Genomic DNA, 24,304 nt, shown 5'->3' with positions numbered 1-24,304 from the left:
GACTGCACGGCTAACGTCCAGAACCATGACTACCCACACCACCGACGGCGAGGGCAGGCTGCCGCTCTCGCGTCGATCCGCGCTGCGTGCCGCCGCCGTCACGGGCACGTTCGCGGCAGCGCCCGTGATCCTCGTCGACTCGGAGGCATCCGCCGCAGTGTCCGCATCTTCTGCAACGTCCACCGCGTCCAAGACCCCTTCTCCGCTCCTTTGGAAGCAGCCTGAGAAGCTCGGCGCACCGCCGAACTCCGGGCTGCACCTGACCTTCGGCACCGACCCGGCCCGGGAGATGACCGTCTCCTGGAGCACCGCCGCGTCGGTCTCCAACCCGCGCGTGCGCTTCGGCACGCCGGACGGCGGCTTCGGCGACGAGGCGCGCGCCGAGACGGTCACCTACATCGACGCCGACTCCAAGATCGAGTGCTACATCCACCACGCCAGGCTCACCGGCCTGCAGCCGAACACGACGTACATCTACGCCGCCCTGGCCGACGGCGTGCTGCCGGACGCCGGCACCTTCGAGACCGCGCCGGTCGGGCGCAGCCCGTTCACCTTCACCAGCTTCGGCGACCAGTGCGTGCCGACCTCGAGCTGGGGGACCAGCGGCACCTCGTACTCCGCCGAGATCACCACCCTCGCCGCGCCGTCCGCCGGCGACATCGTGGATGCGATCGAGCAGGTCCGCCCGCTGTTCCACCTGATCAACGGCGACCTGAGCTACGCGAACCTCTCGGTCGACCGAGTGCGCACCTGGAACGACTTCTTCACCAACAACGAGCGCTCCGCCCGCAAGCGGCCGTGGATGCCGGCCCCCGGCAACCACGAGAACGAGCTCGGCAACGGCGCCATCGGCTATGACTCCTTCCGCACCCGCTTCTCGGTGCCGAGCAACGGCTCCGCGGACTTCGAAGGCCTCTGGTACGCCTTCACCGTCGGCAGCGTGCGCGTCATCGTCGTCGCCAACGACGACGTGGCCCTGCAGGACGCGGGCGACAGCTACGTCAACGGTTACAGCGGCGGCGAGCAGAAGGCCTGGCTGGAGAAGCAACTCGCGGCTGCGCGAAAGTCGAAGGCGATCGACTGGGTCGTCGTCTGCATGCACCAGGTGATCATCAGCTCCTGCAACGCGAACGGGGCCGACCTCGGCATCCGGGAGAGCTGGGGACCGCTGTTCGACGAGTACGAGGTCGACCTCGTCGTGTGCGGTCACGAGCACGACTACGAGCGCTCCTATGCGGTGCGCGGCACGGTCTCCGGCTCGGAGACGCTGACGCCGAACCCGGTCTCGACCGAGGACGCCAACATCGATACCGGCCAGGGCACCGTGCACATGGTGCTCGGCGGCGGCGGAAACTCGGCGAACAGCAACACCGAGTTCTTCACCAACGGCCAGGCGAAGGTCATCACCGCGGTCAGCGGCCCGGTCACCACCGGCAAGCGCAAGCCGACCTACGTCATGGAGGACGCCGTCTGGTCGGCCTTCCGGGACGAGGAGCACCCCTACGGCTTCGCGGCCTTCGACGTGGACCCGGGCAGCGCGCCGGGCGGCACGACCAGCATCCGGGTCACCTACTACAACGTGGTGCAGCCCTACGGCACGGTGCAGGCGCTGGAAAGCTTCACGCTCTATCGCCGGCGCTCCGACGGCTAGCCGCTGGAATCTTTATGCATCGCTCTGCATGATGTTCCACGTGGAACACTCGCGTGAAACCGCGTGGAACATCGTGCAGAGCGGGCTCGCTAGAAGAGCGATCCGGGGGCTTCCGGCAGCTCGGGGACGGTGGCCGAGGCCTCCGCGACGGCTTCGGCGACCGCGACGACCTCCGCGATCGGCCCGCGCTGCCGGACCGGCCAGCCGTGCTCCGCCGTGTACTCCTCGCCGCGGCGCTGCCGGTAGGCCGCGAAATCCGCCTCGGCCGCGGCCTTCCACTGCTCCTGCTGCCGGTGCAGGTCCGCCAGGCTGGACTGGCCGACCTCGGGGTAGCGCTCGGCCAGCGCCTTCGCGACCTCGAGCGCCGCGATGGCGTCCACCGCCGCGTCGTGCGCGCCCTCGATCACCACGCCGTAGTGCGCGCACTGCGATTCCAGGTTCCGCTTGCCCTTGCGCCAGCGGTCCACCGCCTTGTCGATGACCAGCGGGTCGATCACCGGCTCGATCCGGCCCACCCGCCCGGCCAGCGAGCGCAGGCCGTGCCGCTCGAGCTCGGCCTCCAGCAGGGTCAGGTCGTAGGGCGCGTTGAAGACGACCAGCGGCAGGCCGGCCGACAGGTGCGCGGCGAGCAGATCGGCGATCTGCTCCAGCGCCTGGACCGGGTCAGTGCCGTGCTCGCGCACCCGCTCGTCGGTGATCCCGTGCACGGCCGTGGTCTCCGGCGGGATCGGCACGCCCGGGTTCACCAGGAAGTCGTGCCGCCGCCCGTCGCTGGTGACGAACGCCGCCGAGATCAGCCGGGCCGTGAGCGGATCGCGGCCGGTGGTCTCGCAGTCGTAGGAACCGAGCACCCCGGTGTGCCAGCCGGGGGCCGCGGCGGGCAGGCAGCCCGGGTGGTAGACGATCCAGGCTCCCTGCTCCTTGCGCAGCTCGCCCTGCTCGGCGGGGACCTGGGTCCCGCAGGTCTTGCACGTACCGGGGAAACGGTTGGTTGCCATCCGCCGAACCGACCCTTCCTGTTGACTGCATCTCACGATAGGCGAGCCCGCCGACATCACTCGCGCAGCGGCTACCCTGGACGGGAGAACAGCATTCCATCCCACTGACCGAGGACTGACGCCGCCGTGTTCGACACGCTTTCCGACCGCCTGGCAGCGACCTTCAAATCCCTGCGGGGCAAGGGCCGCCTCTCCGAGGAGGACATCGACGCCACCTGCCGGGAGATCCGGATCGCGCTGCTCGAGGCGGACGTGGCGCTCGCCGCCGTGCGGCCCTTCGTCGCCGCGGTCAAGGAGCGCGCCCTCGGAGCCGAGGTCTCCCAGGCGCTCAACCCCGCCCAGCAGGTCATCAAGATCGTCAACGAGGAGCTCATCAAGATCCTCGGCGGCGAGACCCGCCGGCTGCGCTTCGCCAAGCAGCCGCCGACGGTCATCATGCTGGCCGGCCTCCAGGGTGCCGGTAAGACGACCCTCGCGGGCAAGCTGGGCCGCTGGCTGAAGTCCAACGGCCACGCCCCGATGCTGGTCGCCGCCGACCTGCAGCGCCCCAACGCGGTGACCCAGCTGCAGGTGGTCGGCGAGCGCGCCGGCGTGCCCGTGTACGCCCCCGAGCCGGGCAACGGCGTCGGCGACCCGGTGAAGGTCGCCAGGGACTCGATCGAGTACGCCCGCGCCAAGCAGCACGACGTGGTCGTCATCGACACCGCCGGGCGCCTCGGCATCGACGAGGAGCTGATGCGGCAGGCGGCCGACATCCGCGACGCGGTCGGCCCGCAGGAGATCCTGTTCGTCCTCGACGCGATGATCGGCCAGGACGCGGTCACCACCGCGCAGGCCTTCCTCGACGGCGTCGGCTTCGACGGCGTGGTGCTGACCAAGCTCGACGGCGACGCGCGCGGCGGCGCGGCGCTGTCCGTGGCGCAGCTGACCGGCCGTCAGGTGATGTTCGCGTCCAACGGCGAGAAGCTGGACGACTTCGACGTCTTCCACCCGGACCGGATGGCCTCGCGCATCCTCGGCATGGGCGACATGCTCAGCCTGATCGAGCAGGCCGAGAAGGCCTTCGACGCCCAGCAGGCCGAAGAGATGGCCAAGAAGCTGATGGGCGGCGACAGCTTCACCCTGGACGACTTCCTGGTCCAGATGGAGCAGATCCGCAAGATGGGATCGCTCTCCAAGATCATGGGCATGCTGCCGGGCATGGGGGAGATGAAGCAGCAGCTCAACCAGGTCGACGACAAGGAGATCGACCGCGTCCAGGCGATCATCCGCTCGATGACCCCGCAGGAGCGGCGCGACCCGAAGATCCTCAACGGCTCCCGGCGCGCGCGCATCGCCCGCGGCTCCGGCGTGCACGTCTCCGCGGTCAACAACCTGCTCGAGCGCTTCACCGAGGCGCAGAAGATGATGAAGTCGATGGGCCGCGGCGGCATCCCCGGACTGCCCGGCATGCCCGGCTTCGGCGCCGGCGGCGGCCGCCGGATGAGCGCCAAGGCCAAGGCGAACGCACAGGCCGCGCGCTCGAAGAACAAGTCCCGCTCGGGCAACCCGGCCAAGCGCAAGGCCGAGGAGGCGGCGAAGGCGGAGCGCGCCGCGGCGGCCGCGAACGGCGCCGCCGAGGTGCCGCAGAACTTCGAGCTGCCGGACGAGTTCAAGAAGATGCTGGGCTGAATCCCGCCGATTCCGGGCCTCGATTGAGGGTCCGGAGCAGGGGTTTAGGTCTGGCATAATGGGTCGCTGAGCACTCGGCCTCGGCGGCCCCTCTCTCCGCCGGACGTCGCGTCCTTTCGGATAGGCGAGTCGGAGCAATCCCCACGCGCCGTTCCCGCCCGTCCACCCGAATTGAGAATTCAGGAGATTCCACTCCCGTGGCAGTCAAGATCAAGCTGAAGCGCCTGGGCAAGATCCGCAACCCCCAGTACCGCATCGTCGTCGCCGACGCCCGCACCAAGCGTGACGGTCGCGCGATCGAGGAGATCGGCAAGTACCACCCGAAGGAGGACCCGTCCTTCATCGAGGTGAACAGCGAGCGCGCCCAGCACTGGCTGAAGGTCGGCGCCCAGCCGACCGAGGCCGTCGTCGCCATCTTCAAGGTCTCCGGCGACTGGCAGCAGTTCAAGGGCCTGCCCGCCCCGGCGCCGATGAAGGTCGCCGCGCCGAAGGCGGACAAGAAGGCGCTGTTCGAGGCCGCCGCCAAGGAGGCCGAGTCGGAGCCGAAGGCCGCCGCGACGCCGAAGAAGAAGGCCGAGAAGAAGGCCGACGCTCCGAAGGCCGAGGAGAGCGCCGAGGCTCCGGCCGCCGAGAGCACCGAGGCCTGAGGCGATGCTCGAAGAGGCCCTCGAACACCTGGTGAAGGGGATCGTCGAACATCCCGACGAGGTCACCGTCCGCGACCGCACGCTGCGCCGCGGCCGGATTCTCGAGGTGCGCGTGCACCCCGACGACCTCGGCAAGGTGATCGGACGGCAGGGTCGCACCGCGAACGCGCTGCGCACCGTCATCCACGCCCTCGGGGGCCGCGCCGTGCGCATCGACCTGGTCGAAGCGCCCGGTCTGCGCTGAAGCCGTAGAGCATGGCCATCGAGAATCACTCCGACGACGAGCCGCAGGAGTCACTGCGGCTCGTCGTCGGCCGTATCGGCAAGGCGCACGGCATCAAGGGCGAGGCGACCGTCGAGGTCCGCACCGACGACCCGGAGCTGCGCTTCGCGCCCGGAGCCGTGCTGCTGACGGATCCCGCCGAGCGCGGCCCGCTGACCGTCCGCGCCGGACGGGTGCAGGGCGGCCGGCTCGTGCTCTCCTTCGAGGGCGTCGCGGACCGCACCGCCGTCGAGCAGCTGCGCAACACCCTGCTCGTCGCCGAGGTCGACCCGACCGAGCTGCCTGACGATCCGGACGAGTACTACGACCACCAGCTCGAGGGCCTGACGGTGCGTTCGGTCGACGGCGCCGAGCTCGGCGTCGTGGAGCAGATGGTGCACGGCCCGGCGCAGGACCTGTTCGTCATCCGCCGCCCCGACGGCGGCGAGCTGCTGCTCCCGTTCATCGCAGAGTTCGTGCCCGAGGTCGACCTGGAGCAGGGCCTGCTGCTCGTCGACCCGCCCGAGGGCCTGCTCTCGCTCTAGAAGGGGGCTGCCTCCCCATGCGCATCGACGTCATCACGATCTTCCCGGAGTACCTCGAACCGCTCCGCGTCTCCCTGCTCGGCAAGGCCGCCGACAAGGGCCTGCTGAGCATCGAGACGCACGACCTGCGTCAGTGGACGTACGACGTGCACCGCACCGTCGACGACACGCCCTACGGGGGCGGCCCCGGCATGGTCATGAAGGCCGAGCCCTGGGCGCTGGCGCTGGAGGCCGTCACCGCCTCCGACGACGCGGCGCAGCCGCCCACCCTCGTCGTGCCCACCCCCAGCGGACGTCCGTTCACCCAGGCCAAGGCCGCCGAGCTCGCCGAGCGCGGGCACCTGGTCTTCGCCTGCGGCCGCTACGAGGGCATCGACCGCCGCGTGATCGACGCCGCCGCCGAGACCATGCCCGTCGAGGAGCTCTCCATCGGCGACTACGTGCTGGCCGGCGGCGAGGCCGCGGTCCTGGTCATGGTCGAGGCCGTCGCCCGGCTGCTGCCCGGCGTCCTCGGCAATGCGGAGTCCGCGCGCGACGACTCGTTCGCCGACGGTCCGATGGCCGGCCTGCTCGAGGGCCCGGTCTACACGAAGCCCTCGGAATGGCGCGGCCGGTCGGTCCCGCCCGTCCTGATCTCCGGCAACCACGGCGCCATCGCCCGCTGGCGGCGGGACCAGGCGCTCGCCCGCACCGCGGCCAACCGGCCCGATCTGCTGCGCGCGCTCGACCCGGAGACGCTGGACAAGAAGGACCGCGCCGCGCTGGCGGAGCTCGGATTTCCGGAATCGCCGTCCCACGTGCGAGACTAAGCCTTCGGCACGTCGCCACCCGTGTGCCCGCCCCTGCCACAGGGGGAGCGGGAACGTCCGGATGCGGCAGCCTCCATCCCCGCAGTATTGAGCCGTGCGTGACCTGTGGCACGTGCGAGGAGAAAACCATGCAAAAGCTCGCTGAGCTCGACGCCAAGTCGCTGCGCTCCGACGTCCCGGCCTTCCGCCCCGGCGACACCGTGAACGTCCACGTGAAGGTCATCGAGGGCAACCGCTCCCGGGTCCAGCAGTTCAAGGGCGTCGTCATCCGCCGCCAGGGCGACGGCGTGCGCGAGACCTTCACCGTCCGCAAGATCAGCTTCGGCGTCGGCGTCGAGCGCACCTTCCCGGTGCACTCGCCGATCTTCGAGAAGCTCGAGGTCATCACCCGCGGTGACGTGCGTCGCGCCAAGCTGTACTACCTGCGCGACCTGCGCGGCAAGAAGGCGAAGATCAAGGAGAAGGTGGACTGGAACAAGTAGTTCCCGGTCCTACATTTCTCTCAGCCGCCCCCGGTACCTTGGTGAGTCCAAGGGCCGGGGGCGTCGGCTTTCCCGGTCCGGCGACCCGGTGTGCAGCGCGGCGATCAGGGGACGTAGTAGTCTGCCGCGACGGATGAGCGCGCGACGGTCGCTTCAGCGGACCTGTGGACGGAGGACCGGGTGGCGGCGAGAGGGACGCGGCGCAGGCAGGAGCCCGCAACCGCGCCCGCCCGCGGCCGCAGGCGCCGGCTCAAGCCGATCAAACTCTGGCGCGAGGTGCCGCTGCTGCTGGCCATAGCCCTGGTGCTGGCTCTCGGCATCAAGACCTTCGTGGTGCAGGCGTTCTTCATCCCCTCGCAGTCGATGGAGAACACGATCATGCCCGGCGACCGGGTGCTGGTGAACAAGTTCTCCCCGTGGTTCGGCGCGCAGCCGCAGCGCGGCCAGGTCGTCGTGTTCAACGACCCCGGCGGCTGGCTGCCGGCCACCGCCGCCCCGGACACCTCGAACGTGGCCGTGCGCTACGTCAAGGACGTGTTCACCTTCGTCGGCCTGCTGCCCTCCGACGACCAGCACGACCTGATCAAGCGGGTCATCGGCATCCCCGGCGACGAGGTCAAGTGCTGCGACAAGCAGGGCCGGGTGACCGTCAACGGCGTCCCGCTCAGTGAGAGCTCGTACATCTTTCCCGGCTCGGCGCCGTCCACCATCACCTTCGACGTCCGCGTCAAGGCCGGCTTCATCTGGGTCATGGGCGACAACCGCGCCGACTCCGCGGACTCGCGGTTCCACATGACGGACAAGTTTGGTGGAATGGTTCCGATCAGCGATGTGGTGGGTCACGCGTTCGTGTTGATTTGGCCGCCAAGTCGCGCCGGAGGACTGGGAGTTCCGGCTACCTTTTCGCAGGAGGGTCTGACCGTGCTCTCCAGCCTGCCGACCGGCACCTTGCCGGCCACCGCCCTCCTCGGCGCCGTCCCGCTGCGGCTGGCCGGCGGGCGGGCGGCGCGCCGAGTGCGCCGAAGACGCCGGCGAACGTGTGGTAGGCAGGACCGGAACGCTTGACGAGGAACCTAATGAGGGGCGCACGATGACCGTGGAGAGACCGGACACTGGCCTGCCCGAGGCCGTGGAACCGGGAGAGCAGCCGCACAACGGGGCCTACGTCCCTGCGGCCGCCACGCCGGACGGGTCCGCGGCCGCGGGCCCGGAGCAGCCCGGCGAGCGGGAACGGCCGGAGGAGCCCGAGCAGGGCGAGCGCCTCGCCGGCGTGGCCAGGCCGAGCTCCGCGCTCGGCTGGCTGGCCTTCCCGTTCGCCGTCGTATGGCGCTTCCTGTTCCCGAAGAAGCCGCGGCCGTTCCTGGTGGAGCTGCCCTTCCTGGTGGTCTTCGCGCTGGTCCTGGCGTTCCTGATCAAGACCTTCCTGGTGCAGGCCTTCTACATCCCCTCGGGCTCGATGCAGAACACGCTGCAGCCGGGGGACCGGGTGCTGGTCAACCGGGCGGCGCAGTGGCTGGGCAGCACGCCGAGCCGCGGCGAGGTCGTGGTCTTCGAGGACCCGGGCAACTGGCTGGAGGACAGCACCACCAGCACGACCACCAGCGGCAACTGGCTCAAGAGCGCGCTGACCTGGGTCGGCCTGCTGCCCGCGGACAACGGCGACCTGATCAAGCGGGTCATCGGCGTCGGCGGCGACCACGTGGTCTGCTGCAACGCGCAGGGCCAGATCACGGTGAACGGCGTCGCGCTGACCGAGAACTACCTCTATCCCGGCGACGAGCCGAACTCCGGCTACCTCAAGCCCTTCGACGTGACCGTGCCGCAGGGCTACCTGTGGGTCATGGGCGACCACCGCAGCGTCTCGCTGGACTCCCGCTACCACCAGCAGCAGGAGTTCGGCGGCATGGTGCCGGTGGGCAACGTGGTCGGCCGCGCGGACATCGTCGTCTGGCCGATCAGCCACTGGAAGACGTTGCCCATCCCGAGCACGTTCAAGCAGGTCGGGCTGTCCGCGCTGGCCCTGCCTGGCGCCGTTCCCGGCGTGGCGCTGGTCGGCACGATGCCGCTCGCGCTCAAGCGCCGCAAGCGGCGGAGGCTGCTGGCGGCGAAGCGGGCCACCACCGGTTAACCTGAGGTGGTGTCGGTAGTCCCGAAGCAAGCAGCACGACGGGCTCGGCCCGGCCCCGCGGCCGATGAGCCGAGCCCGTTGTTCGAAGGTCCGCGCTCGCCCCGTGTCGGCGACGGGCGCGACCTCTACGCCTACGTCCTCGAGCTCGAGGCGGCGGGCGTGACCCCGGTGGCAGGTGCGGACGAGGCCGGCCGGGGAGCCTGCGCCGGCCCGCTGGTGGCCGGCGCGGTGGTGCTGGCGCCCGGGCTGCGCATCGAGGGCCTGGGCGATTCCAAGATGCTCACCGCGCGGCAGCGCGACCGGCTCTACGACGAGGTGACCGCGTGCGCCCTCGCCTGGGCGGTGGCGGTGATCCCGGCGGCCGAGGTGGACCGCGTCGGCGTCCAGGAGGCCAACTACCGGGCGCTGCGCGAGGCCGTGGCCGGCCTCGGCGGGCTGCGCCCCGCCCTCGCCCTGATCGACGGCTTCATGGTCCCCGCGTTCGGCGTCCCGGCGCAGGCCGTGGTGAAGGGCGACCGCCTCGTGGCCTGCATCGCCGCGGCGTCCATCCTGGCCAAGGTCACCCACGACCGGATCCTGGCCGAGATGCACGAGCAGTGGCCGGTGTACGGATTCGCCGGCCACAAGGGCTATGCGACCGCCGTGCACCAGGCGGCGCTGGAGCTGCACGGTCCCTGTCCGGAGCACCGGCTGACCTACGCGAACGTCCCCGCTCGCGCGGTGGGTGACAATGGAGCCGACGGGCCGGGATCGCACACCGGTGCGGACGCGTCGCCGCCGACCCAGGGCGACCTCCTGCTCGACCTGACCGAGACCCAGTGGGGAGCGCGTAGATGAGCGCGGAAGACCTCGAGAAGTACGAGACCGAGATGGAGCTGCAGCTCTACCGGGAGTACCGCGACGTGGTCGGCCTGTTCCGGTACGTGGTGGAGACCGAGCGGCGGTTCTATCTCACCAACCAGGTCGAGCTCGAGCCGAAGACCAGCGACGGCGAGGTCTACTTCGAGGTGACCATGGCGGACGCCTGGGTGTGGGACATGTACCGGCCCGCGCGCTTCGTGAAGAACGTCAAGGTCGTCACCTTCAAGGACGTCAACGTCGAGGAGCTGGCCAAGCCCGACCTCGAGGTTCCCACCGACTGAGCCGCGCCGCACGCTCAACCTGGGCACGAGGGCACCTTCACGCACCCGAGTTTTCTAACCTTTCACTGAGATACCGGACATAGCGCCCGTCCCTGCCGCACCCTGGATCCAACGGATCATCAGGAACCAGGGGAGGGCGCTTTGACCAGCCGCAACATCCGGATCGGCCGTCTCGGCGAGGAGGCGGCCCGGCGGTACCTCGAGGGGCGCGGGTACCGCGTCCTCGACCGGAACTGGCGCAGCCCGGCGGCCGAGGGGCCCGGCGAGCTCGACCTCGTGCTGCGGGACCGGCGGGCGCTGGTCGTCTGCGAGGTCAAGACGCGCACCGGCGCCGCGCTCGCGCACCCGGCCGAGGCGGTCACCCCCGATAAGGCCGCCCGGCTGCGCCGGCTCGCGGTCCTCTGGCTGCGCGAGCATCCCGCCGCCCGCCGCTCCGTGCGCATCGACGTCGTCGCCGTCCGCCTCGACCCCCGCGCGCCGCACCCGCTCGTCGCGATCGAGCACCTGCGGGCGGTGGCCTGATGTCCGCCCGGTACGGCCACGCGCCGCACCCGCTCGTCGTGGTCGAGCATGTGCGGAGCTGGGGCGTGATGTCCGCCCGGTACGGCCGCGCACTGCCCCCGCTCGTCGTGGTCGAGCATGTGCGGGGCGGTGGCCGGATGTCCGCCCGGCACGGCCACGCACTGCACCCGTTCGTCGTGGTCGAGCATCTGCGGGGCGGTGGCCGGATGTCCGCCTGGCACGGCCGCGCACTGCACCCGCTCGGGGTGGTCGAGCATGTGCGGAACTGGGGCGTGATGGCTGCCCTGCACGGCAGCGCACTGCACCCGCTCGTCGTGCTTGAGCATCTGCGGGGCGGTGGCCGGATGTCCGCCTGGCACGGCCGCGCACTGCACCCGCTCGTCGGGATCGAGCACCTGCGGGCGGTGGCCTGATGGCCGGGTACGGCCGGGCGAGCGCGGTGGCCCTGCTCGGCCTGTCCGGCGTCCTGGTCCAGGCCGAGGCCGTCGTCACGGCCGGCCTGTCCCGCTTCAGCCTGATCGGCCTGCCCGACACCGGCCTGTCCGAGTCCCGCGACCGCGTCCGCGCCGCAGTCATCAACAGCGCGATCAGCTGGCCGCAGACCTCGCTTACCGTCTCCCTCGCGCCCGCCTCGATCCGCAAGCAGGGCAGCAGCTTCGATCTGGCCATCGCCATCGCCGTCCTGCGCGCCGACGGCAAGGTCCGCCCGGCGGGGCTGAGCGAGACGGTCTTCATCGCCGAACTCGGCCTCGACGGCTCGGTCCGCCCCGTCCGCGGCGTCCTGCCCTCGGTGCTGGCCGCCGCGCGCGCCGGCTATGAGAAGGTCTGCGTCGCCGAGGACAACCTCATCGAGGCCGAGCAGGTCACCGGCGTCAGCACCATCGGCGTCCGCACCCTGCGCCAGGCCGTCGCGTACGCCAACGGAGAGCCGATCCCCGACGAGCCGTCAGTGCCCGTCCTCCCGCGCCCTGTCCCGTCACCGTCACCGAATCCTGACACGCCGGACATGGCCGACGTACTCGGCCAGTTCGAAGCCCGACTCGCCCTGGAGGTCAGCGCGACGGGCGGCCACCACCTCTTCCTCTGCGGAGCTCCGGGCTCGGGCAAGACGATGCTCGCCGAACGCCTTCCCGGCCTGCTCCCGCCCTTGGACGAGCGTGCCGCGCTGGAGGTGACGGCGGTCCATTCCCTCGCCGGGACCCTCCACCCCGCGAAACCCCTCGTCACCGAGCCGCCCTTCTGCGCGGTCCACCATTCCGCGACCGTGCCGGCCCTGGTCGGCGGCGGTGCGGCGGTGATTCGGCCCGGCGCCGTATCCCGCGCTCACCGCGGGGTTCTCTTCCTCGACGAGGCTCCCGAGTTCGGCCGCGTGGCCCTGGACTCGCTCCGTGAGCCGATCGAATCCCGCGAGGTCGTGATCGCGCGCAGTGCGGGTGTGGCGACGTTTCCAGCGGATTTTCTCCTCGTCGCGGCGGCGAACCCTTGTCCGTGCGGACTGGCGATGTCGACGCACGGAGCCTGCACGTGCAGCTCGCGCAGTCGTAGTGCGTACCTCGGCCGAATATCCGGCCCGCTGCTCGATCGAATCGACCTGCGCGTGGACGTGTCCCCGGTCGGCTCCACAGAGCTCTTGGCGGCGGCCGCAGGGGGCCTGGCGAGCGAGAGCACGGCTCAGGTGGCCGACCGAGTCCGGCAGGCCCGGGATCGGGCCGTACGGCGGCTCAGAGACACGCCGTGGCGCCTCAACGCACAGGTTCCCGCCCGATTTCTCCGCACGCACTGGCCGCTCGGAGCCGACTCGCTCGAAGGCGCCGAGCAGGCCCTCGAAGCGGGCGTGCTCACGGCCCGCGGGCTCGACCGCGTGCTGCGCGTCGCCTGGACGCTCGCCGACCTCGCCGGCCGCGACAGACCAGGCCGCACAGAGCTCGACACCGCGCTCAGCTTCCGACTCTCCACGACGTTCCACTCCGGAGCCTTCGCATGAGCCTGTTCATCCCCGAGATCGACTATGACGACGCGCGCATGGTCCGGCTGATGCTCAGCCGCCTCATCGAGCCGGACGACCGGCTGTTCGCCGCGCTCCGTGAGGTCGCCGCGCCCGCCGAGATGCTGCGCGCGATCCTTGAACGGGGCTGGTCGCCACCAGATTGGCCGGCTCAGCTGGTCGAGCGGCTTGAAGGGCGCCGCGCCGGGATGGAGCTCAAACTGCCCGGCGCCGATCCGATGGCCGATCTGGCTGCCGGGGCTGCGGTCGGCGCCCGGTTCCTGATCCCGGGCGACGCGGACTGGCCCGATTCGCTCGAGGACCTCGGCGAGCGCGCGCCTTTCGGCATCTGGATGATCGGGCGGTTCGACCACCGCGCGCCGTCGGTCGCGATGGTCGGCGCGCGGCAGTGCACACCCTACGGAGCGCTGGCCGCCGCGAAGCTGGCCTCGCAACTCGCGCGGGCCGATGTCGCGATCGTTTCCGGCGCGGCGATCGGCGTGGACGGCGCCTCGCATAGAGGTGCACTGCACGCAGGCGGGGCGACCGTGGCGGTGCTGGCGTGCGGCATCGACCGGAGCTACCCGGCGTCGCACACGGAGCTGATCCAGGCGATCGGGCAGCGTGGCGCGGTATTCGCCGAACTGCCGCCCGGTTCGCGGCCGACGCGCTTCCGCTTTCTGTCGCGGAACCGGCTGATCGCGGCGCTGGGGATGGCGACGGTGGTCGTCGAGGCGGCCGTCCGCAGCGGGTCCCTGGTCACCGCGCGGCTCGCCGCCGAGCTCGGCCGGGCCGTGTTCGCGGTGCCGGGTCCGGTGACGACGCGCGAATCGACCGGCACGAATCGGCTGCTGTGCGACGGGGCGATCCCGGCCGTGGACGGCCCGCAGGTGCTCGCGGAGCTCGGGATCGAGGAGTCCAGTCCTGTCGCGCGGCGGGTCGAGAAGTCCGACACCCCGTCAGCAGCAACGGAAATCGACCCGCGTGCCGCGCTGGTGCGCGAGGCGCTGCCCACGGCGCGATCCGGTCGTGCCGCACCGGTGCTGACGCTCGCCGCCGAAACCGGCTTGGCTCCGTCCGAGGTCTTGGCCCTGCTCGGGCGGCTCGCGGGCCTCGGACAGGCCGTCAGAACCGGCGGGGGGTGGGCGCTGGGGAGGTGACCGCGATATTCCCGGCTGACGCGGTCACGGGATCAGATCACCGGATCGTGTGGAAGACGGTGTCGGTTACCAGGCGTGCCCGAGTGTGTGCGATACGCTCATGGCCAGTCGATATACCTTTCCGGAACCGCCTGTGGCCGCTCGTGTAAAGGTTGAGTAGATCAGGGCTCGACATGTCCAGGAACACCCAGCAGCAGGGGAGCGTCGTGGCGCAGGCCGAATCCGGCCGCACGCCGACGGCGGCTCTCGGCGGCGGGGGGCCTGATGCGGCGATGGGCGCGGCGGCGATGGCCGAGCTGTGGGCCAAGTTCAAGGCGAGCGGGGACCCGCGGCTGCGCGAACAGCTGATCCTGCACTACTCGCCGCTGGTCAAGTACGTGGCGGGGCGGGTCTCGGTCGGGCTTGTCGGGTCCATGGAGCACGCCGACTTCGTCTCCTACGGCATTTTCGGGCTGATCGACGCGATCGAGCGCTACGACCCCGAGCGGGCGATCAAGTTCGAGACGTACGCGATCAACCGGATCCGCGGCGCCATCATCGACGAACTGCGAGCGCTGGACTGGATCCCGCGCTCGCTGCGGCAGAAGGCCAGGGAGATCGAGCAGGCGGTGGTCCGGCTCGAGCACAAGCTGGGCCGCACGCCCTCGGAGCGGCAGATTGCCGCAGAGCTGCATATCACCCTGGGCGAGCTGCACCACATCTTCTCCCGGCTCTCGCTGGTCAACGTCATCGCGCTGGACGAGGTGCTGACCCTGTCCACCGGCGACGGCGGCCGGCTGAGCCTGATGGAGACGCTGGAGGACGTCTCCGCCGAGAACCCGGTCGAGGTCGCCGAGAACCGGGAAACGCGCCATCTGCTGGCCCGGGCCGTCAACACGCTGCCCGACCGGGAGAAGACCGTCGTGACCCTCTACTACTTCGAGGGAATGACGCTCGGCGAGATCGGCGGCGTGCTCGGCGTCACCGAGAGCCGGGTCTGCCAGATCCACGCCAAGGCGGTACTCACACTGCGTACTCGGTTGGCGGAGCTTCGGTGAGGTGGCGGGCGTCCGGGCTCACGTTGCGCACTCGGCTGGCGGAACTTCGGTGACGTGGCGGGCGGCCGGACTCACGTTGCGTACTCGGCTGGCGGAGCTTCGGTGATGGGGCACGCGTCCGTACTCACCTTGCGCGCTCGGTTGGCGGAGCTTCGGTGAGGTGGCGGGCGGCCGGACTCACGTTGCGCACTCGGTTGGCGGAGCTTCGGTGACGCGGCGGGCGGCCGGCGAAGTTGTCATCGGCTGAACTTCGCTGATGCGGTCCCGCGCGGGCCGCACGTCGTCTACGCTGAGCCTGTGCCGAGGATCAAAGCAGCGACCGTCGCCGAGCATCGCAGCATGCAGCGCGCGGCCCTGTTGGACGCGGCCAGAGACCTGCTCGCGCAGGGCGGGATCTCGGCCGTGACCTTCTCCGCCATGGCGGAGCGGGCCGGCCTCGCGCGTTCCTCGGTCTACGAGTACTTCAAGACCAAGGGCGACGTGGTCGAGGCGTTGGCCGTCGAGGACTTCCCGGCGGCCGTGAACGACATCAGGGGCGTGATGCTCGCCCAGCCGACGCCGGAACGGCAGATCGCCGCCTACGTGCGCCGACAGCTGGAACTGGTTTCCCAGCCGGGCCATCGCAACCTGCTGGCGCTCTCGGCGCTCGAGCTGGACGGCTCGGCCCGGGACCGGATACGGAGCGCGCACAGCCTGCTGGTCGACCTGGTCGTCGGCGCGTTGCGCCGCCTCGGCCACTCGGACGCCCGCGCCACGGCCGCCGCGCTGCAGGGCGCGATCGACGGCGCCGCAAAGCGGATCGACGCCGGGGCCGACCCGAACGCGACCATCGAGGCGACGCTCACGCTCATCCTCTTCGGAGTGCGCGGAGCCCGCCGCCGCCTGTCCTGAACGTCCGAATGGGCATATCCGTACCGTCTGAGGTCGATTTCACCGCATAGAGTCAGCCGTGTGTGCACGGTTGAGGCATGCGCGTTCTGATCACATTGATGACGGTGGCGGCCTCGGCGTTCGCCGCGGTGAGTTCGACCGGTTCGGCGGCGGTCGGGGATCCGCCCTGTGCGCCGACGAACAACGACACGGTTTGGCGATGGCCCCTGGAGAGACCGGATGTGCGGGCCGGGCCCACCGTTCTGCGGCCGTTCGAGCCGCCGGCGCATCGGTGGGATGCGGGACATCGGGGCGTGGACCTCGCGGGGCGCCTGGGCGATCCGGTGCGGGCCGCCGGGTCCGGGGTCGTGCTGTACGCCGGGCGGCTCGTCGACCGCGGGGTGGTGGTGATCGGGCACGGCGTACTTCGAACCAGCTACGAGCCCGTCGCGTCGTCCGTTCCGGTCGGCGCCACGGTCGCGCCAGGCGAGCAGGTGGGCACTCTGGAGGCGGGGCACTGCGCCGCCTCTCCTTGCCTGCACTGGGGGCTGCTCAGCGGACACGGCCACGGCACCGCCTACTTCGACCCGCTGCTGCTGCTCGGCTGCGGACAGGTGCGGCTCGAACCGGTCATGGCCGGTCCGGGAACCGGTTAGAATGTCTCGGCAGTACAAACCAGAACCCAGGTCCGCGACTCACCGATCCGACCAAGATCGGAGCGCGCGCGGACCGAATTCGCGTGTCCATGGCCGAGTCCGCCTCCGGGCGGGCCTGAACGGCGGCCGCACGGTTCCGCCCCGATCCGCCTCACCCGCGGTTACGGCGCGGTGCGACCGTCCGCCCGGACACCAGGGCGAAGGTCCCGAACCCCTCGCGGGGCCCCGGGATCCCGCGGACAAACCGGAAACGAACTACGAGGAGGACACGGCAATGGCCGTCGTCACCATGCGCCAGCTCCTGGAGAGCGGCGTCCACTTCGGACACCAGACCCGTCGCTGGAACCCGAAGATGAAGCGCTTCATCCTCACCGAGCGCAACGGCACGTACATCATCGACCTGCAGCAGTCGCTGTCCTACATCGACCGCGCCTACGAGTTCATCAAGGCCACGGTCGCGCACGGCGGCACCGTCCTGTTCGTCGGCACCAAGAAGCAGGCCCAGGAGGCCGTCGCCGAGCAGGCCAAGCGGGTCGGCATGCCCTACGTGAACCAGCGCTGGCTGGGCGGCATGCTCACCAACTTCTCCACCGTCTACAAGCGGCTGCAGCGGCTCAAGGAGCTCGAGCTCATCGACTTCGACGACGTCGCCGCGTCCGGCATGACCAAGAAGGAACTGCTGGTCCTGCGCCGCGAGAAGGAGAAGCTGGACAAGACCCTGGGCGGCATCCGGGACATGCAGAAGGTCCCCTCCGCGGTGTGGATCATCGACACCAAGAAGGAGCACATCGCCGTCGGCGAGGCGCGCAAGCTGCGCATCCCGGTGATCGCGATCCTGGACACCAACTGCGACCCGGACGAGGTCGACTACAAGATCCCGGGCAACGACGACGCGATCCGCTCCGTCGCGCTGCTCACCCGCGTCGTGGCCGACGCCGTGGCCGAGGGCCTCGTCGCCCGCTCCGGCCAGCAGGCCGCCGCGACCGAGGGTGCCGAGGTCGCCGCCGGCGAGCCGCTCGCCGAGTGGGAGAAGGACCTGCTGGCCCCGGCCGCGGACGCCGCTCCGGCCGCCGAGGCCCCCGCCGCGGAGCCCGCCGCCGAGGCCGCTCCGGCTGCCGAGGACGCTCCGGCCGCCGAGGCCGAGGCCGAGGCCCCCGCGACCGAGACCACGGCCGAGCAGGCCTGACCTTCCGCACCGCGACAAGGTAGAGACAGGGGTTCAACACAGATGGCGAACTACACCGCCGCCGACATCAAGAAGCTGCGGGAGCTCACCGCGGCCGGGATGCTCGACTGCAAGAAGGCGCTCGAGGAGACCGACGGCGACTTCGACAAGGCCGTCGAGTACCTGCGGGTCAAGGGCCTCAAGGGCGTGACCAAGCGCGAGGGCCGCACGGCCTCCAACGGCCTGGTCACCGCGCAGATCGAGGCCGACGGCAGCAAGGGCACGCTGCTCGAGCTGGCCTGCGAGACCGACTTCGTCGCCAAGGGCGAGCGGTTCCAGCAGGTCGCCGCCGAGCTGCTGGCCCACGCCGTGGCCACCGGCCCGGCCGAGGTCCCGCAGTTGCTCGCGAGCACCTTCCCGAGCAGCGGCAAGACCGTCCAGGAGTTCGTGGACGAGGCCAACGCGACGCTCGGCGAGAAGATCGAGCTGCGCCGCACCGCCACCTTCGAGGGCGGCTTCGTCGCCGCCTACCTGCACAAGACCTCGCCGGACCTGCCGGCTCAGGTCGGCGTGCTGGTCCAGCTCGACAAGGCGGACGCGGAGACGGCCAAGGACGTGGCGCAGCACATCGCCGCGTTCTCGCCGGCCTACCTGACCCGCGATGAGGTCCCGGCCGACGTGGTGGCGAACGAGCGCCGCCTCGCCGAGGAGACCTCCCGCGAGGAGGGCAAGCCGGAGGCCGCGCTGCCGAAGATCGTCGAGGGCCGCGTCAACGGCTTCTTCAAGGAGAACGTCGTGCTCGAGCAGGCGTTCGCCAAGGATCCGAAGAAGACGGTCGCCAAGGTCCTCGAGGAGGCCGGCGTGACGCTGCAGGCCTTCGCCCGCTTCCGCGTCGGGGTCTGATCCGAGCCACGAGGGGCGGTTCCGTGTGAGGTAGCCACAGCGATACCCACACGGAGCCGCCCTTCCGTGCGAGAAGCCGAGAAATACCGAGCCAGGAGGTCGAGCGTGCCGGAACGACTCAGCAAATCCCCGTACAAGCGTGTCCTGCTCAAGCTGTCCGGGGAGGTGTTCGGCGGCGGCAAGGTCGGGGTCGACCCCGACGTGGTGCAGTCGATCGCCCGGCAGATCGCCGAGGCGCAGCGGGCCACCGGGACGCAGATCGCCGTCGTGGTCGGCGGCGGCAACTTCTTCCGCGGCGCCGAGCTCAAGATCCGCGGCATGGAGCAGGCCCGCGGCGACTACATGGGCATGCTGGGCACCGTCATGAACTGCCTGGCGCTGCAGGACTTCCTGGAGAAGCAGGGCGTCGAGACGCGGGTGCAGACCGCGATCACCATGGCCCAGGTCGCCGAGCCGTACATCCCGCGCAAGGCCATCCGGCACCTGGAGAAGGGCCGCGTGGTCATCTTCGGCGCCGGCGCCGGAATGCCGTTCTTCACCACCGACACCACGGCCGCCCAGCGCGCGCTGGAGATCGGCGCCGAGGTGGTGCTCATGGCCAAGCAGGGGGTGGACGGCATCTACGACTCCGACCCCAAGGCGAACCCGGACGCGCACCGCTTCGACGTGATCGACCCGCGCGAGTTCCTGGTGCGCGGCCTGAAGGTGATCGACGCCGCGGCGGTCTCGCTGTGCGGCGACAACAAGCTTCCGCTGCTCGCCTTCGAGCTGGAGACCGAGGGCAACATCGGCCGCGCCGTGGCCGGGGAGAAGATCGGTACCCTGGTGTGCCGTGTCGACGACCTCGACGCGCAGTAGCGTGTGCCCTGCAGCAGCTTAGTCCCAACCCAATGTGCAGAACCCGGATGTAGGGAGCCGTGATGATCGACGAGACCCTCCTCGAGGCCGAGGAGAAGATGGACAAGGCCGTGTCCGTGGCCAAGGAGGACTTCGCCGGCATCCGGACCGGCCGGGCCACCCCGGCGATGTTCAACAAGATCGTGGTGGACTACTACGGCACCATGACCCCCATCCCGCAGCTGGCGACGATCCAGGCGCCGGAGCCGCGGATGGCGACGATCTCCGTCTACGACAAGAGCTCGCTGGCCGCCGTCGAGAAGGCGATCCGCGACTCCGACCTGGGGGTGAACCCGTCGAACGACGGCAACCTCATCCGCGTGGTCTTCCCGCAGCTGACCGAGGAGCGCCGCCGCGAGTACATCAAGCTCGCCAAGTCCAAGGGCGAGGACTCCAAGGTGTCGGTGCGCAACATCCGCCGGCACGCCAAGGAGGCCATCGACAAGCTGGTCAAGGACGGCGAGGTCGGCGAGGACGAGGGCCGGCGCGCGGAGAAGGAGCTCGACGACCTGACCGCGAAGCACACCGCCAAGATCGACGAGCTGCTCAAGCACAAGGAAGCCGAACTGCTCGAGGTGTGAGCGGGGCGACGGCGCGGCCCGGCCGCCCACGGGGGGACTCGCGGGCGGCCCGAGCTGTGAAAAGGCGGGCGGTGTAGCCTTCCTGCGGCGGCGGTCCGGAGCGAGGATTGTTGTCGTGAGAGCGAAAAGGAAAGTGGGCGGGCGCTGGTGACAAACGCTGTGAAGCGGAGGGAGCAGCCCGTGGCGGAGCCCAAGGCCACGGGCAAGGCCGGCCGCAACCTGCCCGCGGCCATCGGCGTCGGCGTGGGCCTCGGCGCGGTGATCGTCGCCTCGCTCCTGGTGGAGAAGGCCGCGTTCATCGGCGTGATCGCGCTCGCCGTCCTGTTCGCGCTGCGCGAGCTGAGCAACGCGCTCAAGGAGCGCGGCATCGTCCTGCCGCTGGTGCCGGTGTGCGTCGGCGGCCTGGGCATCCTCGCCGCCGCGTACTTCTCCGGGGAGGGCGCGCTGGCCTCGGTGCTGGCGCTGACGGCCGTGGCCATCCTGGTCTGGCGGCTGGCCGACGGCGCCGAGGGCTACCTGCGGGACGCCACCGCGGGCATCCTGGCCGTGGTCTACGTGCCGTTCCTGGCCGGGTTCGCGGCACTGCTGACGGCCGAGGACCAGGGCGCCCAGCGCGTGCTGCTCTTCCTGATCCTGGTGGTCTGCAACGACACCGGCGGCTACGCTGCCGGCGTGCTGATCGGCCGGCACCCGCTCGCCCCGAAGATCTCGCCGAAGAAGTCCTGGGAGGGGCTGTTCGGCTCGGTCGTCGCCGCGGCCGCCGCGGGCGCGGTCGGGATGAACCTGATGCTGCACGGCCAGTACTGGCAGGGCGCGGTGACCGGCGTCGCGGTCGTGGCCAGCGCGACGCTCGGCGACCTGTGCGAGTCGATGATCAAGCGCGACCTCGGCATCAAGGACATGGGGCACCTGCTGCCGGGCCACGGCGGCATCATGGACCGGCTCGACTCGCTGCTGCCCACGGCCCCGGTCGTCTACCTGCTGCTCTCGGTCTTCCTCAGGAAATGAGCACCGGTCCCCGCATGGGACAATAGAGGGATGAGCGCACAGAAGCCGGGGGTGCTGGTCTTCGAGGCCCCGCGCCGGGGCAAGCCCCCGCGTCACCTCGCCGACCTGACCCTCGCCGAGCGCAAGCAGGCCCTGAGCGACGCCGGTCTGCCCGGATTCCGGGCCGCGCAGCTGTCCAAGCACTACTTCGACCGGCTCGAGGACGACCCGCAGGGCTGGACGGACATCCCGCTGGCCCAGCGTGAGCAACTGCGCGAGGCGATGCTGCCGGCGCTGATGACGCCGGTGCGCGAGCTGACCGCGGACAAGGGCACGACGCGCAAGACCCTGTGGAAGCTGCACGACGGCGCGCTGGTCGAGTCCGTGCTGATGCGCTACCCGGACCGCACCACGATGTGCGTCTCCTCGCAGGCCGGCTGCGGCATGAACTGCCCGTTCTGCGCGACCGGCCAGGCGGGGCTGACCCGCAACATGTCGACCGCCGAGATCGTCGAGCAGGTGGTCGCCGGAGCCCGCACGCTGGCCCGCGGCGAGGTGCCCGGCGGTCCCGGCCGGGTGTCCAACGTCGTGTTCATGGGCATGGGCGAGCCGCTGGCGAACTACAAGGCGGTCATCGGCGCGGTGCACCGGCTGGTCGACCCGGCGCCGGAGGGCCTCGGCCTGTCCCAGCGGCACATCACCGTCTCCACGGTCGGCCTGGTCCCGGCGATCGAGCGGCTGACGGCGGAGAAGCTGAGCGTCACGCTGGCCGTCTCGCTGCACGCCCCGGACGACGAGCTGCGCGACGAGCTCGTGCCGGTGAACACGCGCTGGAAGGTGGGCGAGGTGCTGGGCGCCGCGTGGGACTACGCGGGGCAGACCGGCCGCCGCGTCTCCATCGAGTACGCGCTGATCAAGGACATCAACGACCAGGCCTGGCGCGCCGACCTGCTCGGCAAGCGGCTCAAGGGCAAGCTCGCGCACGTGAACCTGATCCCGCTGAACCCGACGCCGGGCTCGAAGTGGACCGCCTCCCGGCCCGAGGACGAGGCCGCGTTCGTGCGCACGCTCGAGGCGCACGGCGTGCCGGTGACGGTCCGGGATACCCGCGGCCGGGAGATCGACGGCGCCTGCGGCCAGCTCGCCGCGCACGAGGACTGACGCCGGTGCGCATCCGACACATCGTCTGGGACTGGAACGGCACCCTGTTCGACGACCAGCCCCTGGTCACCAACTCGACGAACGCCTCGCTCGCCGCCGTCGGCTTCCCCTCGCTCGGCGGCGAGCTCTACCAGGACCTCTACCGGCGCCCCCTCCAGGACTTCTACCTGGCGATGGTCGGGCGGGCGTTCTCGGCCGAAGAGTGGGAGCTCGTCGAGGCGGCCTTCAGCCAGACTTACTCGGCCGGGATGTACGGGTGCGGCCTGACGGCCGACGCGATCACCGCGCTCGACTCCTGGGCGCCGCGCTCCCAGTCGCTGTTGTCCATGTACGACCACGACAAGCTGATCCCGCTGGTCGACTCCTTCGGACTGGCCGCGCGGCTTGCCCGGGTCGACGGACGTCCGCCCGCGCTGGACTACGGGCCGAAGACGAAGTACCTCGCCGTGCACCTGACCCACCTTCAGTCCGCGTACGACGGGCTGGAACCGGCGGAGGTGGCACTGGTCGGCGACTGCGTGGACGACGCCATGGCCGCGCTCGAAGTCGGCGCGACGGCCGTGCTCTACACCGGCGGTTCATCCAGTCGGCGCAATCTGGAGGCCGCTGGTCTCGGAGTGCCGGTGGTGGATTCGCTCATTGAGGCTGTGGAGCTGCTTCGCGACGACCGATCCTTGTCGCGAGGCGTCTGACCTTCGCGTAGCAGTCGGCCGAACCCTTGGTGCCGAGGACGGCCGTGAGCGCGACGAGCAGTGCGACCGAGGCCACGGACGCGAGCAGCCAGTTGCCCGATGCGCTCCTGATCGCGATCGCGAGCGGCGCCTTCGCCGGCAGCGCGCGGCCGATCGGACCGTGCAGCAGCGCGATCAGCACCGTGCCGGCGATCGCTCCGGCCGCCGGGTACGCCACCTGCCTGCTGATCGAGGTGGCCGCGGCGCTGCGCGTGTTGATCCGCGCCTGACGCAGCGCCAGAGAGGTCTCGCGGCGGCGCTCGCCGAGCGGAATCGCGCTCATCCACCAGATCGGCAGCCCGGGCGCCGAGAGGAACAGCAGGCTGAGCAGGGTCAGCCCGGGCACGTGGTCGGCCGCCAGGCCCACGGTCAGCGGCACCGCGAGGTACGCGCAGGACGCGCCGACCCACGTCAGCGTGCGCTGGTCCTGGCGGTGCAGCGGAGGCAGGAAACGCCAGGCCAGCCAGAGCAGCACCGGCAGCCGCGAGCTCTCCGGCGCCTCTTCGGGCCGCGTCGCCGCCGCGCTCATCGGGTCCGTCCCAGCGGCAGGCCGAATTCGGCAGCCTGTTCACTCGAAGCGAGCAGCGGCACGGCCGCCGGCGGTGCGGTCGCGGCCATCGTGTCGGTACGGCCGTCCGCGAGCTTGATCGTCCGGTCGAAGTACGCGGCCGTCATCGCCTCGCGGGTGAACACGACGACCGCGGTGCCGTGCGACGCCGCGATGGAGCGCAGGATCCGCGCGGTGGACTCGGCCGTCGGCACGGACAGGTCGGCGAGCGGTTCGTCGGCCAGCAGGACCGTCGGATCGCCGACCAGCGCGCGGGCCAGTGCGGCGCGGCGCAGGATCGGCTTCGGCAGGTCGGCGGCCGAGCTCGAGGCATGATCCTCTATCTCGAAGCGCTCCAGCCAGACTCGCGAACGCCCTATGGCCTGGGACGAGCGCATCCCGGCCAGCCGCAGCGGCAGTGCGACGTTCTCGGCGACGGTGAGCTCCGGGAGCAGACGGCAGTCCTGGGGCAGCACGCCGAAGCGCCGTCGGAAGACGGTCTGCCGCTGGTCCGTGGGCAGGACGTGCAGCGGGCGGCCGCTGGCCCACAGACTGCCCTTGGCCGGCTCCAGCATGCCGCAGAGCAGCGCGAGCAGGACCGACTTGCCGGAACCCGCGTCGCCGAGGACAGCCACGGCTTCGCGTTCCCCGACGGCCAGATGCGCTCCGCGCAGTACCGAGCCGTCGGCCGGGAAGACCAGGCCGACGGCGTTGAGCACGGGATTGTCCGAGGGAACACTCACCCTCCCACCATGCCCGAAATCCTCG

General features: G+C 70.7%; 28 protein-coding genes. 25 read left to right on the top strand and 3 right to left on the bottom strand.

Going from position 1 to position 24,304, the window contains the following annotated elements; genetic code table 11:
• Window positions 1–25 precede the first annotated feature (25 nt).
• Window positions 26–1,651, top strand: a complete 1,626-nt coding sequence (locus KDK95_RS01210) for a purple acid phosphatase family protein (RefSeq protein WP_212516063.1) — start codon at window positions 26–28, stop codon at window positions 1,649–1,651.
• 89 nt (window positions 1,652–1,740) lie between these two features.
• Here the strand turns inward: KDK95_RS01210 and KDK95_RS01205 are convergent, their stop codons facing one another.
• A complete protein-coding gene (locus KDK95_RS01205) occupies window positions 1,741–2,649 on the bottom strand; it encodes an exonuclease domain-containing protein (protein WP_212516062.1) in 909 nt (302 codons plus the stop codon).
• A 126-nt stretch (window positions 2,650–2,775) separates the two neighbouring features.
• Between KDK95_RS01205 and ffh the strand changes: the two genes are divergently transcribed.
• From ffh to KDK95_RS01085, 24 genes are all read left to right on the top strand, one after another.
• Window positions 2,776–4,320, top strand: a complete 1,545-nt coding sequence (ffh, locus tag KDK95_RS01200; RefSeq protein WP_212516061.1) for a signal recognition particle protein — start codon at window positions 2,776–2,778, stop codon at window positions 4,318–4,320.
• A 197-nt stretch (window positions 4,321–4,517) separates the two neighbouring features.
• Window positions 4,518–4,967: a 30S ribosomal protein S16 gene (gene rpsP / locus KDK95_RS01195; protein WP_212516060.1), complete on the top strand. Its 450-nt coding sequence runs from the start codon at window positions 4,518–4,520 to the stop codon at window positions 4,965–4,967.
• 4 nt (window positions 4,968–4,971) lie between these two features.
• Entirely contained in the window at window positions 4,972–5,211 is a 240-nt protein-coding gene (locus KDK95_RS01190) for an RNA-binding protein (protein WP_212516059.1), read from the top strand.
• Between the two features lie 53 nt (window positions 5,212–5,264).
• A complete protein-coding gene (gene rimM, locus KDK95_RS01185; RefSeq protein ID WP_372463243.1) occupies window positions 5,265–5,774 on the top strand; it encodes a ribosome maturation factor RimM in 510 nt (169 codons plus the stop codon).
• A gap of 17 nt (window positions 5,775–5,791) precedes the next feature.
• On the top strand, window positions 5,792–6,583 hold the full coding sequence (trmD, locus tag KDK95_RS01180) for a tRNA (guanosine(37)-N1)-methyltransferase TrmD (RefSeq protein WP_212516057.1): 792 nt from the start codon (window positions 5,792–5,794) through the stop codon (window positions 6,581–6,583).
• Between the two features lie 128 nt (window positions 6,584–6,711).
• Complete coding sequence (rplS, locus tag KDK95_RS01175) at window positions 6,712–7,065, top strand: 50S ribosomal protein L19 (RefSeq protein WP_212516056.1); 354 nt, start codon at window positions 6,712–6,714, stop codon at window positions 7,063–7,065.
• A gap of 180 nt (window positions 7,066–7,245) precedes the next feature.
• Entirely contained in the window at window positions 7,246–8,130 is an 885-nt protein-coding gene (gene lepB, locus KDK95_RS01170) for a signal peptidase I (protein ID WP_212516055.1), read from the top strand.
• A gap of 25 nt (window positions 8,131–8,155) precedes the next feature.
• Window positions 8,156–9,193 carry a signal peptidase I gene (gene lepB / locus KDK95_RS01165; RefSeq protein WP_212516054.1) on the top strand — a complete coding sequence of 346 codons (1,038 nt, stop codon included), beginning with the start codon at window positions 8,156–8,158 and terminating at the stop codon, window positions 9,191–9,193.
• A gap of 78 nt (window positions 9,194–9,271) precedes the next feature.
• Window positions 9,272–10,030 carry a ribonuclease HII gene (gene rnhB, locus KDK95_RS01160; protein WP_212516053.1) on the top strand — a complete coding sequence of 253 codons (759 nt, stop codon included), beginning with the start codon at window positions 9,272–9,274 and terminating at the stop codon, window positions 10,028–10,030.
• Window positions 10,027–10,335 (top strand): DUF2469 domain-containing protein, encoded by a 309-nt coding sequence (locus KDK95_RS01155; RefSeq protein WP_212516052.1) that lies wholly within the window; start codon window positions 10,027–10,029, stop codon window positions 10,333–10,335. The genes rnhB and KDK95_RS01155 overlap by 4 nt, the downstream gene beginning before the upstream one ends.
• A 141-nt stretch (window positions 10,336–10,476) precedes the next feature.
• Window positions 10,477–10,857, top strand: a complete 381-nt coding sequence (locus KDK95_RS01150) for a YraN family protein (protein ID WP_212516051.1) — start codon at window positions 10,477–10,479, stop codon at window positions 10,855–10,857.
• The gene (locus KDK95_RS01145) at window positions 10,857–11,270 is read left to right on the top strand and encodes a hypothetical protein (protein WP_212516050.1); all 414 of its coding nucleotides are present in this window, start codon (window positions 10,857–10,859) and stop codon (window positions 11,268–11,270) included. The genes KDK95_RS01150 and KDK95_RS01145 overlap by 1 nt, the downstream gene beginning before the upstream one ends.
• Window positions 11,270–12,841, top strand: a complete 1,572-nt coding sequence (locus KDK95_RS01140) for a YifB family Mg chelatase-like AAA ATPase (protein ID WP_212516049.1) — start codon at window positions 11,270–11,272, stop codon at window positions 12,839–12,841. Before KDK95_RS01145 ends, KDK95_RS01140 begins: the two co-directional genes overlap by 1 nt.
• Window positions 12,838–14,001, top strand: a complete 1,164-nt coding sequence (gene dprA / locus KDK95_RS01135; RefSeq protein ID WP_212516048.1) for a DNA-processing protein DprA — start codon at window positions 12,838–12,840, stop codon at window positions 13,999–14,001. Before KDK95_RS01140 ends, dprA begins: the two co-directional genes overlap by 4 nt.
• A gap of 173 nt (window positions 14,002–14,174) precedes the next feature.
• A complete protein-coding gene (gene whiG / locus KDK95_RS01130; protein ID WP_249159995.1) occupies window positions 14,175–15,038 on the top strand; it encodes an RNA polymerase sigma factor WhiG in 864 nt (287 codons plus the stop codon).
• Window positions 15,039–15,335: 297 nt separating this feature from the next.
• Window positions 15,336–15,929: a TetR/AcrR family transcriptional regulator gene (locus KDK95_RS01125; protein WP_212516047.1), complete on the top strand. Its 594-nt coding sequence runs from the start codon at window positions 15,336–15,338 to the stop codon at window positions 15,927–15,929.
• Between the two features lie 77 nt (window positions 15,930–16,006).
• A complete protein-coding gene (locus KDK95_RS01120; RefSeq protein WP_212516046.1) occupies window positions 16,007–16,564 on the top strand; it encodes a M23 family metallopeptidase in 558 nt (185 codons plus the stop codon).
• A gap of 274 nt (window positions 16,565–16,838) precedes the next feature.
• Window positions 16,839–17,750 (top strand): 30S ribosomal protein S2, encoded by a 912-nt coding sequence (gene rpsB, locus KDK95_RS01115; protein WP_212516045.1) that lies wholly within the window; start codon window positions 16,839–16,841, stop codon window positions 17,748–17,750.
• Window positions 17,751–17,792: 42 nt separating this feature from the next.
• A complete protein-coding gene (tsf, locus tag KDK95_RS01110) occupies window positions 17,793–18,632 on the top strand; it encodes a translation elongation factor Ts (RefSeq protein ID WP_212516044.1) in 840 nt (279 codons plus the stop codon).
• 105 nt (window positions 18,633–18,737) lie between these two features.
• Complete coding sequence (pyrH, locus tag KDK95_RS01105; RefSeq protein WP_212516043.1) at window positions 18,738–19,490, top strand: UMP kinase; 753 nt, start codon at window positions 18,738–18,740, stop codon at window positions 19,488–19,490.
• A gap of 62 nt (window positions 19,491–19,552) precedes the next feature.
• Window positions 19,553–20,110 carry a ribosome recycling factor gene (gene frr / locus KDK95_RS01100; RefSeq protein WP_212516042.1) on the top strand — a complete coding sequence of 186 codons (558 nt, stop codon included), beginning with the start codon at window positions 19,553–19,555 and terminating at the stop codon, window positions 20,108–20,110.
• Window positions 20,111–20,290: 180 nt separating this feature from the next.
• A complete protein-coding gene (locus tag KDK95_RS01095) occupies window positions 20,291–21,118 on the top strand; it encodes a phosphatidate cytidylyltransferase (protein WP_307844061.1) in 828 nt (275 codons plus the stop codon).
• Window positions 21,119–21,148: 30 nt separating this feature from the next.
• Window positions 21,149–22,258, top strand: a complete 1,110-nt coding sequence (rlmN, locus tag KDK95_RS01090; protein WP_212516041.1) for a dual-specificity RNA methyltransferase RlmN — start codon at window positions 21,149–21,151, stop codon at window positions 22,256–22,258.
• A gap of 5 nt (window positions 22,259–22,263) precedes the next feature.
• Window positions 22,264–22,950: an HAD family hydrolase gene (locus KDK95_RS01085; RefSeq protein WP_212516040.1), complete on the top strand. Its 687-nt coding sequence runs from the start codon at window positions 22,264–22,266 to the stop codon at window positions 22,948–22,950.
• Here KDK95_RS01085 and KDK95_RS01080 read toward each other — a convergent pair.
• Complete coding sequence (locus KDK95_RS01080) at window positions 22,895–23,518, bottom strand: hypothetical protein (RefSeq protein WP_212516039.1); 624 nt, start codon at window positions 23,516–23,518, stop codon at window positions 22,895–22,897. The genes KDK95_RS01085 and KDK95_RS01080 overlap by 56 nt on opposite strands.
• Window positions 23,515–24,279 (bottom strand): ATP-binding cassette domain-containing protein, encoded by a 765-nt coding sequence (locus tag KDK95_RS01075; RefSeq protein WP_212516038.1) that lies wholly within the window; start codon window positions 24,277–24,279, stop codon window positions 23,515–23,517. Before KDK95_RS01075 ends, KDK95_RS01080 begins: the two co-directional genes overlap by 4 nt.
• Window positions 24,280–24,304: the final 25 nt, after the last annotated feature.

This window comes from Actinospica acidithermotolerans, from assembly GCF_018139625.1.
GTDB lineage: Bacteria > Actinomycetota > Actinomycetes > Streptomycetales > Catenulisporaceae > Actinospica > Actinospica acidithermotolerans.
This window is presented reverse-complemented; position numbering and strand designations above follow the sequence as displayed.